The sequence below is a fragment of the Novosphingobium kalidii genome (assembly GCF_040534015.1).
In the GTDB taxonomy this organism is placed as follows: Bacteria; Pseudomonadota; Alphaproteobacteria; order Sphingomonadales; family Sphingomonadaceae; genus Novosphingobium; species Novosphingobium kalidii.
On the sequence record NZ_JBEWLY010000027.1, the window covers coordinates 180,122 to 191,376 of the forward strand.

An 11,255-nucleotide genomic window follows, 5' to 3' on the forward strand; every position below is an offset into this window, starting at 1 on the left:
CCAGTACCCTGACCTCGATCAACGGTATGGTTCGGCGCGGCCATCTCTCAAGCCCAGTTCAGCGCTCACGCGATACCAGCTTTCCTGGATTGGTATGCGCCGTTCCAACTGTTAGCTTTGTTTTCGAACGGCTCGGAGAATGGCCGGGAGGGAGAGCTGAATATGCAGGAACCGGCCGAACGCATGCGGGAAATTACCGGCGGCCCCGAGCGACTGCCGGGCTTGTCGGCCGAGCATCTTGATGCGCGGCATCACGCCGCAATCGATCGACTAGGGGTACTCTATCCCGATGGTACTGGGGAGCCGCTCGACTCCTTTTATGCCATGCTCGCCCATAGCCCTGACCTCTTCGCGGGATTTATGGATTTGGGTGTGGCGATCGCGCTCAATTGCGCGCTGCCGGCGCGCTGGCGCGAGATGCTGATTCTGCGCACTGGCTGGCTATGCGGCGCGCCATACCAGTGGGGTGAGCATGTGCTTGCCGCCCGCCGCGCGGGATTGCGCGACGACGAGATCGAGCGGGTGACGCTAGGCGCCGCGGCAGATGGATGGAATGCGTGCGAGCGGGCCCTGCTGAGGGCGGCTGAGCAACTTCACGCCCGAGCGATGATCGACGATGAAACATGGGAAGACCTCGCCCGCTTCCTCGACGAACGGCAGCTGCTCGAAGTGCCGCTGGTGGTGGGCCACTATCACACGACGGCCTTCGTGCAGAACGCACTGCGGGCACGGCTTACCGATTACAATCCCGGCTTGTCGGCACGGTGAGCTGTGCACCGAACGGAAACGGTCGGCGCGTTTGGTTGGGAGGTCCTCAGCATACACTGCAATGATCCGCAGACTGGGCAACCAGCTAGCGCCGGACGCTATCACTCGGAGCTGCACCTACTGCCTCTGAGTGCTCTGAAGTGCTTGTTCTGATAGTTGCTTGTGCCTCACCTACCCGCAACTGCGATCACGCAAAGCGATTTTTTGAAGGTGGTGAGCCCTGCTGGGTTCGAACCAGCGACCTACTGATTAAAAGTCAGTTGCTCTACCGACTGAGCTAAGGGCCCCGCGTGTCTGCGGACGCGGTGTCCCCTAGGGCGGGGGAGCGGTCCGGTCAAGCTGTGGGGCCGAGGTCGGCGGGCGAGTTGGCGAATGGATAAGCCGGTGCGTGGATCGCGCCAGTTCGGCGCGATGGTTGCTGCCGGGATGAGTACGAAATCACGGTCGCGGAACAGTGGGTGCGGAATGATGAGGTTACGGCTGGCGTATTCGCCACCGCTCCACAGGATGACGTCCAGGTCCAGCACGCGTGCGCGCCAGCGCATGCCGCCGGGACGCCGCCCAAAACGATGTTCGATCGTCTTGAGCAACCCCAGCAGGAGCTGCGGCTCGAGCGCGGTGCGGACCAACACCGCCGCGTTCGCATAGCGCCGAAGCGAAGGGCCCACCGGCGCCGACTGTAGGGTCGGCGACGCAATTTCGATCTCAAGGCCGGCTTGAACAAGAGCAAGCCGCGCTGCCGCTAGCACGGCGCGCGGGGTGCCGTGCCGGGCATGGCGCAGGTTCGAGCCCAGCGCGATGAGATAGCGCTGGGTCGTCATCGTCAGATGTCTTGCGAGATGCGGCCGTACAACTGGGGTCTGCGGTCGCGGAAAAAGCCCATGCCGGCCCGATGCCTGGCAGCACGCTCCAGATCTATTTCGGAGACCAGCACGCCGCTTTCCTCTCGGCCGAACTCCTCAAGAAAGTCGCCCCATTCGTCGGTGATGAACGAGTGACCGTAGAACACTTGCCCATCCTCGGTGCCGATGCGATTGGCCGCGATCACCGGCATGCAGTTCGAGACGGCGTGCCCGAGCATGGCCCGGCGCCACATGCGGCTGGTATCGAGCTCTGTATCGTAGGGCTCGGAACCGATGGCGGTGGGATAGAACAACAGCTCGGCGCCCATCAGCGCCATGACTCGCGCCGCCTCTGGGTACCACTGGTCCCAGCAGACGCCGATCCCTATGCGGGTACCGAACAGGTCCCACACCTTGAAGCCGTCGTTACCAGGGCGGAAGTAGTACTTCTCCTCGTATCCCGGCCCATCGGGAATGTGGCTCTTGCGATACGTGCCCATGATCTCGCCGTCGGGACCGATCATCGCGAGCGTGTTGTAGTAATGATGCGCGTCCCGCTCGAAGAAGCTCGTCGGGATCGCCACCTTCAGGCTCGCCGCCAGCTTCTGCATCGCCCGGACCGAAGGATGATCGCAGGTAGGACGGGCCAAAGAGAACAAGGCCTCCTCCTCCACCTTGCAGAAGTAGGGTCCTGAGAAGAGCTCTGGTGGGAGGATGATCTGCGCGCCCTTCCCGGCCGCCTCCTCTACCAGAGCGGAGACGGCCTCGATGTTCTCCGCCTCATCGGCGGAGTTGAGAGCAAGTTGCAGAGCGGAGACGGTAATACGGGTCATGGCCCGCACATATTAGGGCCTTTTGCGAAACAACAAGGTCATTCGGTCGCTTTCACCGATCGACTGATACTTTGCGCGGTCCTGATCCTTGAGAGCGAGTGTCGGCGGCAGTGTCCAGACACCAGCCGGCCAGTTCGCGCTGTCCTTTGGGTTTGCGTTGATGTCCGAGCTGCCAACCAGCTCAAAACCATTCAGCTCCATCAGCCGGATCACGTCGGCTTCGCGCAAGTAGCCCTTGGAGCCATTGGCATAGGAATAAGGCGCATCGGCCTTCGCGCGATGCTGCTCGATGCCGATCATCCCGTCCGGCTTGAGCAGTTCGCGCATTGCTTTCAGCTCGCTGTCCGCGTTGTTCCAGTTCAGCATGTTGTGGAGCATGCGCGGTATGAGGATACGGTCGAACGTGCCCTTCTGTGCTTCCGGCACGTCTTTCAGCGTCATCGCGGCGAAATTCGTGGCTGGCAGGCCGGTGAAAGTGGCTACGTCCTGCGGATACTTCGCAGCCGCGGCAACAATTCCGGCCTGGCGCTTCTCATCGAACGGCCCGGACGTGGGATCGAAGAAGAGTCCGACGAGCTTGCCCTTTTCTCCCAGATACAGCCCCAGGAACCGCGAGTACCATTCGCCGCCGGGGGCATACTCGCCCACTTTCATGTCCGGCTCCACGCCGAAGAAAGAGAGGCTTTCCACCGGATGGCGCCACGCATCGCGCGCGCGGTCGTTCTGGCGCTTAGCGTCGGCAGCAGCACGTACGAGCGGGGCCTGGCAGCCTTCGCACGCGGGTACGCCGCCAGCATTCTCAGCAGCGTGAGCCGCCACGGGAACAGCAATGAGACCAAGACTGGTCGCGAATGAGAGCAGGAAACGGCGCATCGTCGATTCTCCCCATGACGGAAGTGCGCACCGTACCGCCCCGCATGACCATGACAAGCGATCAGGCGCTTCCTATCTACGGCTCAGAACAGCCAGACACAGGAAGATGAACAGCATGGAGACGGCAATCGTGGCGGGCGGATGCTTCTGGTGCACAGAAGCAGTGTTCCGCGACGTCATCGGCGTAGAGTCCGTGGAAAGCGGCTACATCGGCGGCAGCGTTGAAAACCCGACATACAAGCAGGTTTGCTCCGGTTCGACCGGACACGCGGAAGCGATCAAGGTCCACTATGATCCGGAAGTGATCTCCTATGCAGAGATCCTGGACGTGTTCATGGGCACGCACGATCCGACGCAATTGAACCGCCAGGGCAACGACGTGGGCACGCAATATCGCTCGGCAATCTTTCCGCTGGACGACGCGCAGCGAGCCGAGGCGGAAGCGGCGATCGCGCGCTCTAACGACGAGAATGGCGGCCGCGTGGTGACAACGATCGAGGACGCGTCCGAGTGGTATCCGGCAGAGGACTACCACCAGGAGTACTGGGAAGGCGAAGGCCAGCGCAATCCGTACTGTCTGGCAGTAATTCCGCCCAAGCTGATGAAGCTGCGCAAGAGCTTCCAGGCCAAGGTAAAAGCCTGATCCAAACGAAAGGCCCTGCCCCGCTTCCGGGACAGGGCCTTAAATTTTCCGAGCTGCGCTGGCTCTGAGATCAGGCCGGGGCTTGCTCTTCCAAAGCCTGCTGCTGCGCCTTGGCTTCGGCGCGTGCGGCTTTCGCCTTGATCCGCGCGCGGTGCTCATCGCCATGATCAAGTGTGCCGAACATCCAGTCGTAAAGCAGCGTGATGGTGGCGAAGTTGCCGCCGGTGAACTTGGCATGGTGATTGTGGTGCATTTCCGCTGAGTAGTTCAGATAGCGGAACGGGAAGCGATCGCTTTTCCACAAGTCGTGGTTGTGCAGGTTGACCTGCGAGAACACCAGCCAAGTCATGACCACGGTCACGACGTGGAAATCTCCCATGAAGCGCGAGAGCACGAAGATGGTGCCGACGTAGAGCCCGAGCCCGATCGCCACTTCGAGAGGGTGGATGTAACTGGAGTCCCCGCGGCAGGGATTGTGCTGGCGGTGATGCACCGCATGCATCCAGGTCAGCGGACCCTGGCGTCCGTTAGCGTCGTGGAACGCGAAGCGGTGCGTGAGGTAATAGACGAAATCGTAGACCATCAGGATCACGAACACGTCGACGAGAAACTTCCACCAAGGCTGCGCCTCCAAGGTCACGCAGAAAGGCATGATCAGGGCGAAAATCACCGCCACGAAGAAGCCGCCCCACTTGCGGTTCCACTTCTGGTTCGCCGCGTAGTTCGGCTTCTCCATCTTCGCGGCATATGCCTTACGGTTGCGCGCATCCTCTTCGCGGAAGGCCGGCACCAGCAGCACCATCTTCGCGAGCACGAAATTGACCGCGAAGATCGCCATGAGCGTGATCGCGGAGAGCTTCCATTGATAGTCTGCGGCTATTGCTTCCAGCCAGTTTGCCTGCATTTCACCCTCCATCCCCGCCGGCGAGTTCCGCCGCCACCCCGCCATTAGCGAGAACGACATTCTCACGCAACTGTGAGTTGCCCTCTATCGCAACTATCGCGATCGGAATTTTACGAGTGGGACCAGCGAGCGATGAAAAACCCGTCCAAGCCGCCTTGCTCTCCAAGCTGACCGGGGTCGGTTCGCAGCGATCCGTTCTCTGGGGAGAGCCCCAGGGGCAGCTCATCGGCGCGGATCGGGTTGGGCGCCAGAGGCACCTTCCGCGCCTGCTCTTCTCCCTCGGCGCGCTCTAACGAGCAAACGGCATATACAAGGCTACCGCCGGCTGAGAGCCAGTCACAGGCCCGCGCGAGCAAGCGCGCCTGCAACTGCGTCATCTCCTCGATCTGGCGCTCGCCGATGCGGTGGAGCACATCCGGGTGACGCCGGCATGTGCCGGTTGCGGTGCAGGGCGCGTCCAGCAGGACTGCGTCAAAGGGAGCCTCGGGCACCCAGTTCAGCGCGTCAGCGATCACCACGCGCGCATACAGGCCGGTCCGTTCGAGATTGTCTGCGAGCCGCTCCATACGCCGCTTGCTGATATCAAGCGCGGTGACTTCCCATCCAGCCGCAGCCAGTTGCAGGGTCTTGCCGCCGGGTGCAGCGCAAAGGTCCAGAACGCGTCGCCCTTCGCCGGGGCCAAGCAGCCTTGCCGGCAGAGTCGCCGCCAGGTCCTGCACCCACCAAGCGCCTTCCCGGAAGCCGTCCAGAGCCTCGACCGGAGTGCCGCGAGGAAGCCGCACATGTCCCGGCGCCAGTGATATTCCGCCCAGCCGCTCTGTCCACTCCGTCGTTGCGGCCGGGTCCCGCAACGAAAGGTCGAGCGGCGGCGGCAAGGCCACTCCTGCCGCGATGGCGTCTGCCCGCTGCCCCCAGCGTTCGCGCACCTTGTCCGGAAGCGTCGGGACCGGCGGCAATGTGGCGCCCTGCTTCATCAGAGTCGAGAACACGCCGTGCGCCAGGCGCCGCGGACCTCCCGTCAGAAGCGGCAACCCCGTCGCGATGGCTGCGTGAGGAGGCGTTTCCAACCGCAGCGCCTGAGCCAGCATGATCTCCAGCACGGCGCGCGGCTTCGCATCCTCCGGCAGACGCTGACGCGTAGCGCTGTCGATCAGGGCATCAAGATCGACTCGCCAGCGCAGCGCCTCCGAGGCAATCGCCTTCGCCAGCCCACGGTCGGCATCGCCGCGCACGCGGGAGAGCGCGCCGCTTGCCGCTTGCTCCATTGTCTCGCCGCGCCGCAGCACGGCATCGAGGAGGTTTAGCGCAGCGCGCCTTGCGGGAAGACCTGGGATATCCATCGGTCCGCCCTAATCGCGATTGCCAAGCACCGCCACCCATCCCACATGGATCGTATGACCCAACGAGCCACCAAGCGCCCCGAGACGTTCCAGAAGCCGGCACACTGGACCGACGCTCCACCCCCGCAGCCCCAGGCGCCTGCAAAGCAGCAGGACCCGGATGGCCTGTCCCCTACCCGCTATGGTGACTGGGTGCAGAAAGGGATCGCGATCGACTTCTAATGCTCGCCTAAGAGCTCGCGGGCCCCGAGACAGCGACGCAGCAATTGCGCCCGGCCCGTTTGGCCGCATAGAGCGGCACGTCGGCTGCTGCGAACCAGCCATCCGGATTGATGATCGCGGCATCAAGCTGTGCGATCCCGAAACTCGCGGTAACCTGCAGCTGTATGCCAGAACCTGCTTCGACGGGGGTCGTGGCAATCGCTGCCCGCAAGCGCTCTGCCACGGCCAACGCTCCTTGCGCGTTCGTCTCAGGCATCAGCATGGCGAACTCCTCACCACCGATCCGCCCCAACAGATCACTGGCTCGCTCCTGCCCCCGCAAGATTCCGGCGACCTCACGCAGCACAGCATCTCCTGCCGGATGTCCGTGCGTGTCGTTGATGGCCTTGAAATGATCGATATCGATCATCACGATGCTCGCGATGCGGCCGTAGCGACGGAACCGCTCTATCTCCTGCATGGCGCTCTCGATGAAACCGCGGCGGGTGAGAGCCCCGGTCAGTTGATCGCGGCCCGCGATACGGCGCAGTTCCAGCTGGTCCACGACCACTCTCGCGAATGCGCTCAGCATAGCGATCTCGGCGGAGCCGAACTCACGCGGCCGGGTATCGACCGCGCAGAGCGAACCGACATTGTAGCCGTCCGCAGTACGCAGCGGGACACCTGCGTATGCGCGAATGCCAGGCTCGCCGACCACCATTGGGTTGTCCGCGAAGCGCCTATCCTTGATGGCGTCAGGGATCACCAACGGATCACGCTGATTGATCGTGTGCGTACAAAAGGAGATCTCGCGCGGGGTCTCAGGCACCGCGACGCCGCTGCGCGCCTTGAACCATTGCCGGTCCTCGTCGAGCAGCGACACCGCTGCCATGGGCACGGCCAAGACCGCTCGAACAAGCGCCACGATGTTCTCGAACGGCTCCTCCGGTCCTGTGTCCAGAACTGCGAGCCGCTGCAACGCGGCAACTCGTGCGAGCTCGTCTATCAATGTAGTATCGCGATACATTTTCATCCCGTCTGTGTTGCGGTTTTTCACGGACGTCGACGGAGATGCTAGCCAGACGAAGGTTAAGATTTCCCACCTATACCCTAGGGAGTAACCTCAATCGCGGTTCCGTCCGGTACGATGTCCCACAGCAGCTCGATTTCTGCGTCGGAAAGGGCGATGCAGCCGTCCGTCCAGTCCCCGGGCACGCGCCCGCTGACACCGTTGGGCTGCCCATGAATCATGATCATACCACCGGGGCTGCTCCCGCGCGCGCGCGCGAACGCCACGTCGCGCGAATCGGGATACGAGATGTGCAACGAAAGGTGATAAGCGCTACGCGGGTTACGCCAGTCTACGACGTACCGTCCTTCGGGCGTTTTGCCGTCCCCTTCGAAGCGCTTTGGGCCGATCGGCTGCCATCCAAGCTGAATGCCTCGAATGGTCCGGACCAGCCGCCCTGCCGACCAGACCTCCAGCGTGCGCGCCGCCTTGCGGGCGCGCAACAGATCGACGCGGGGAGCACTCTGCTCAGCCGGTGCCGGTTCGAGGGGCCGCACCGGCGCGCAGGCGGCGGCGATGAGAGCTAACGAAAGCCCCGCAAGAGGAGCGAGGCCGCGCATCGCGTCCCGCTCTTGCTATCAGTCTTGGAAGGGGTCGCGCACCAGGATCGTGTCCTCGCGCTCAGGACTGGTGGAGACCAGCGCCACTGGCGTTTCAATTAATTCCTGCACCCGCTGGATGTACTTGATCGCCTGCGCCGGCAAATCCGCCCACGAGCGCGCCCCGGCGGTAGTGCCGCTCCAGCCGTCCATTTCCTCGTAGATCGGCTCGACATTGGCCTGGTCGGCGGCATGGCTGGGGAAGTAATCCAGCACCCGAGCACTGCCGTTGGGGCCGTTGAGCCGATAGCCGGTGCAGATCTTCACCTTGTCGAAGCCGTCGAGCACGTCGAGCTTGGTCAAGGCGATGCCGGTCACGCCTGAGATCGCGCAGGACTGGCGCACCAGCACTGCGTCGAACCAGCCGCAGCGGCGCTTGCGGCCGGTGACCGTGCCGAACTCATGACCGCGCTCCCCGAGGCGCTGGCCAGTGTCGTCCTCGAGCTCTGTCGGGAACGGGCCCGAACCGACGCGGGTGGTGTAAGCCTTGACGATGCCGAGCACGAAGCCGGTCGCCGACGGACCGAGGCCCGAGCCACTAGCGGCGGTGCCGCTCACCGTATTCGAACTGGTGACGAAGGGGTAAGTCCCGTGGTCCACGTCCAGCAGTACGCCTTGCGCGCCTTCGAACAGGATACGCGCACCTGCCTTGCGGACCTTCTTCAGCCGCTTCCACACGGGCTGCGCGTACTGCAGCACGAAGGGCGCTATTTCCTTGAGCTGCTCTATCAGCGCGGCACGGTCGACCGCCGGCTCGCCGAAACCGGCGCGCAGTGCATCATGATGGGCGCAGAGGCGGTCGAGCTGCGGCTCCAGCGCATCGAGGTGCGCGAGGTCACACACGCGGATGGCGCGGCGGCCCACCTTGTCCTCATAAGCCGGACCAATGCCGCGCCCCGTCGTGCCGATCTTGCCTGAACCCGCTGCGGCCTCACGCAAGCCGTCGAGTTCGCGGTGGATCGGCAGGATCAGCGGGCAGTTATCGGCCAGTGCGAAGTTCTCGGTGTTAATCGCAACGCCCTGCCCCTCCAGCTTCTCGATCTCCGCCTTGAGAGCCCAGGGATCGAGAACCACGCCATTGCCGATGATCGAAAGCGTACCGGTGACGATGCCAGAGGGCAGCAGCGAGAGCTTGTAGACCTGCTCCCCCACCACTAGCGTGTGGCCGGCGTTGTGCCCACCCTGGAAGCGCACCACCGCGTCCGCCCGGCTGGCGAGCCAGTCGACGATCTTGCCTTTGCCCTCATCGCCCCACTGAGCGCCGATCACGGTTACGTTGGCCAAGTTCTGCGGCCTTCCTGTGCTGCCTACGGTCCGTGGCGCGCCCTAGGGCCTGCGCCGTTCGGGGGCAATACAACGTGAAGGAAATGTTGCATCAACGCGGCAGAAAAACCACCCCTTCTACGCCGGGCCCCCATGGATCAGGGCGCAGATTCACCCTCTCGTAGAACTTACCGCTCATGTCGGCGGAGCCGGCGTAAAGAAGCCGGAACAGCCGCCAGGATATCCGCCAGCGATCACCGCAGTTGGCCTCGTATTCTTAAAAACGGTCAATCGTGTTCGTCGGCGCACGGCTCCTCCAGGCAGTAAATCCATATTTTGGCCCATTCAGCCATCCAGACTGGCTCTCTCTGAGCTCGGTGTTTGTTCCCAAGGGTTTAATCGTGCGATTTTTTCATGAGATCGAAGGAAGCCGCATGGGACAAGTACGTCACGGGAGCGCCGCGGCCACGCACACCGTCCGAGCAGCCATACAGCGATCGCAAGCTTCACTTGCGGCGCTGAGCGGCGAGCAGGGGATCAATCCCAAAACGGTAACTAAGTGACGTAAGCGGTCGACGGTCGAGGATCTGAGTACAGGGCCGAAGGCTCCTCACTCCACGAGCTTGCGCGAAGCGGAAGGGGCGATGGCTGTGCCGTTCCGGCGCCTTACCTTGCTGCCGCTGGACGACTGCCTTTCTGCCCTGCAACCGTCGATCCCCACCCGACACCGTCAGTGCTGCATCGATGCCTTCAGCGGCACGGCAGCTCTCGCCTGCTAGATGTCGAAGGCGACACAAGCCCAAGCTTCAGCGCTATCCGATCAGCCTTTTCCACATCGATATCGCCTAAGTGCAGACTGCAGAAGGCAAGCTATACCTATTATTCGTCGGCACCGCACCAGCAAGTTCGCTGTGCCCCAGCCGGTCGACAAGGCTGATCCACGAACAACGTGAGAATTCCTCGAACATCTGCTGAAAGCTGTGCCTTACCGCATCCACACAATCCGGACCGACAATAGCGTTCAATTCACGGAGCAGCCGCGTAACTGTAACAACGTCTGCTCGCATCGATGCGCTTAGACATGGTTTGCGAAGCACGACACATCTAACACCGGCTCACCAACCCGAACCAGCCTTGGACCCATGGGCAGGTTGAACGGATGAACCATCTTTACCAACGCCCGTGCACTGCTAGTCGCCGGCGAGGTAGGGTAGGTTCAGCAACCGTGGAATGGAAGCTATCCGCGACGGCAGCCAGCTCCACGCGGCAATCGTCCGGGAAGTCTTGTGTGGGCCGTATTCCCTGGACGCATCACACCACCGCAAACCGGTGCGATTGACGAAGATGATCCCGCTCAGAGCCCGCCGATCCCGCGGAGCCTGCATGACATCGCCCTCCACCAACCGATCAATGGGTCCTGAGCCTAGCACTCCAGTTGCGCAGATCCTGCTTCAGCCTGTTCTGCTGCAGCAGTTCGCCGCCAAGGTTGGCGCGCTACGTGAGACCCTGGACGATGACACGATCAGAGCCGAGGCTTGCGAAGCTTTGGACGTCTTGATCGAGAGCGCGCCGACTACCCTGAAGCGGGCGATGGTCCGGCAGCAGAAGTGGTGGCAAACGTCGCGGATCTTACGGCGTATGCCGTAAACGCAGCCCTGAGAGGCGGGGTGTGGAGTTCTATGGCGGTGGTTGCGGGGGTAGGATTTGAACCTACGACCTTCAGGTTATGAGCCTGACGAGCTACCGGGCTGCTCCACCCCGCGTCACCGTGTGGACTGAGAGTTTCAGTCCAGTAGCAGTTGTTTGGTGCCTGTTTCGACTGTGTCGATCCGGGCGGCGGGCTGCTCCACCCCGCGTGATTTGTGTGGCTGATGGTTCAGCCGGGTTGCGTCTGCTGGAGACGCGACGAGGGCCACGTGG

The 11,255-nt window shown here is 62.8% G+C and carries 12 protein-coding genes, 2 tRNA genes and 1 pseudogene; 4 read left to right on the forward strand and 11 right to left on the reverse strand.

The window, feature by feature from the left end; genetic code table 11:
- Positions 1–162 precede the first annotated feature (162 nt).
- Positions 163–768, forward strand: a complete 606-nt coding sequence (locus ABVV53_RS17185; RefSeq protein WP_353985657.1) for a carboxymuconolactone decarboxylase family protein — start codon at positions 163–165, stop codon at positions 766–768.
- Positions 769–979: 211 nt separating this feature from the next.
- On the opposite strand, the gene ABVV53_RS17190 is transcribed toward ABVV53_RS17185, so the two are convergent.
- The 4 genes from ABVV53_RS17190 to ABVV53_RS17205 all read right to left on the reverse strand — a co-directional run bounded on the left by ABVV53_RS17190 (position 980) and on the right by ABVV53_RS17205 (position 3,316).
- Positions 980–1,055 (reverse strand) — tRNA-Lys (locus tag ABVV53_RS17190).
- The gene (gene folK / locus ABVV53_RS17195; RefSeq protein WP_353985674.1) at positions 1,011–1,589 is read right to left on the reverse strand and encodes a 2-amino-4-hydroxy-6-hydroxymethyldihydropteridine diphosphokinase; all 579 of its coding nucleotides are present in this window, start codon (positions 1,587–1,589) and stop codon (positions 1,011–1,013) included. The genes ABVV53_RS17190 and folK overlap by 45 nt, the downstream gene beginning before the upstream one ends.
- A 2-nt stretch (positions 1,590–1,591) precedes the next feature.
- Positions 1,592–2,443 carry an N-carbamoylputrescine amidase gene (gene aguB / locus ABVV53_RS17200; RefSeq protein WP_353985658.1) on the reverse strand — a complete coding sequence of 284 codons (852 nt, stop codon included), beginning with the start codon at positions 2,441–2,443 and terminating at the stop codon, positions 1,592–1,594.
- 12 nt (positions 2,444–2,455) lie between these two features.
- Positions 2,456–3,316 carry a class I SAM-dependent methyltransferase gene (locus tag ABVV53_RS17205; RefSeq protein WP_353985659.1) on the reverse strand — a complete coding sequence of 287 codons (861 nt, stop codon included), beginning with the start codon at positions 3,314–3,316 and terminating at the stop codon, positions 2,456–2,458.
- Positions 3,317–3,431: 115 nt separating this feature from the next.
- Here ABVV53_RS17205 and msrA point away from each other — a divergent pair, with 115 nt between their 5' ends.
- Positions 3,432–3,959 (forward strand): peptide-methionine (S)-S-oxide reductase MsrA, encoded by a 528-nt coding sequence (msrA, locus tag ABVV53_RS17210; protein WP_353985660.1) that lies wholly within the window; start codon positions 3,432–3,434, stop codon positions 3,957–3,959.
- Between the two features lie 70 nt (positions 3,960–4,029).
- On the opposite strand, the gene ABVV53_RS17215 is transcribed toward msrA, so the two are convergent.
- Both ABVV53_RS17215 and ABVV53_RS17220 read right to left on the reverse strand, forming a co-directional pair.
- Positions 4,030–4,863, reverse strand: coding sequence for a sterol desaturase family protein (locus ABVV53_RS17215; RefSeq protein WP_353985661.1), 834 nt, complete (start codon positions 4,861–4,863; stop codon positions 4,030–4,032).
- 110 nt (positions 4,864–4,973) lie between these two features.
- Positions 4,974–6,203 carry an RsmB/NOP family class I SAM-dependent RNA methyltransferase gene (locus ABVV53_RS17220; protein ID WP_353985662.1) on the reverse strand — a complete coding sequence of 410 codons (1,230 nt, stop codon included), beginning with the start codon at positions 6,201–6,203 and terminating at the stop codon, positions 4,974–4,976.
- A gap of 54 nt (positions 6,204–6,257) precedes the next feature.
- Here ABVV53_RS17220 and ABVV53_RS17225 point away from each other — a divergent pair, with 54 nt between their 5' ends.
- Positions 6,258–6,425, forward strand: coding sequence for a DUF1674 domain-containing protein (locus tag ABVV53_RS17225; protein WP_353985663.1), 168 nt, complete (start codon positions 6,258–6,260; stop codon positions 6,423–6,425).
- A gap of 7 nt (positions 6,426–6,432) precedes the next feature.
- Here the strand turns inward: ABVV53_RS17225 and ABVV53_RS17230 are convergent, their stop codons facing one another.
- The 4 genes and pseudogenes from ABVV53_RS17230 to ABVV53_RS17245 form a co-directional block, all read right to left on the reverse strand.
- Positions 6,433–7,431: a sensor domain-containing diguanylate cyclase gene (locus ABVV53_RS17230; RefSeq protein WP_353985664.1), complete on the reverse strand. Its 999-nt coding sequence runs from the start codon at positions 7,429–7,431 to the stop codon at positions 6,433–6,435.
- An 83-nt stretch (positions 7,432–7,514) separates the two neighbouring features.
- Positions 7,515–8,033: a L,D-transpeptidase family protein gene (locus tag ABVV53_RS17235; protein ID WP_353985665.1), complete on the reverse strand. Its 519-nt coding sequence runs from the start codon at positions 8,031–8,033 to the stop codon at positions 7,515–7,517.
- A gap of 18 nt (positions 8,034–8,051) precedes the next feature.
- Positions 8,052–9,356, reverse strand: coding sequence for an adenylosuccinate synthase (locus ABVV53_RS17240; RefSeq protein WP_353985666.1), 1,305 nt, complete (start codon positions 9,354–9,356; stop codon positions 8,052–8,054).
- A gap of 1,259 nt (positions 9,357–10,615) precedes the next feature.
- Positions 10,616–10,705 (reverse strand): annotated as a pseudogene (locus tag ABVV53_RS17245) (IS5/IS1182 family transposase); the annotation flags it as partial.
- Positions 10,706–10,718: 13 nt separating this feature from the next.
- Here ABVV53_RS17245 and ABVV53_RS17250 point away from each other — a divergent pair.
- Positions 10,719–10,982, forward strand: a complete 264-nt coding sequence (locus ABVV53_RS17250) for a hypothetical protein (RefSeq protein WP_353984411.1) — start codon at positions 10,719–10,721, stop codon at positions 10,980–10,982.
- A 39-nt stretch (positions 10,983–11,021) separates the two neighbouring features.
- Here ABVV53_RS17250 and ABVV53_RS17255 read toward each other — a convergent pair.
- Positions 11,022–11,098, reverse strand: a tRNA-Met gene (locus tag ABVV53_RS17255).
- Positions 11,099–11,255 lie beyond the last annotated feature (157 nt).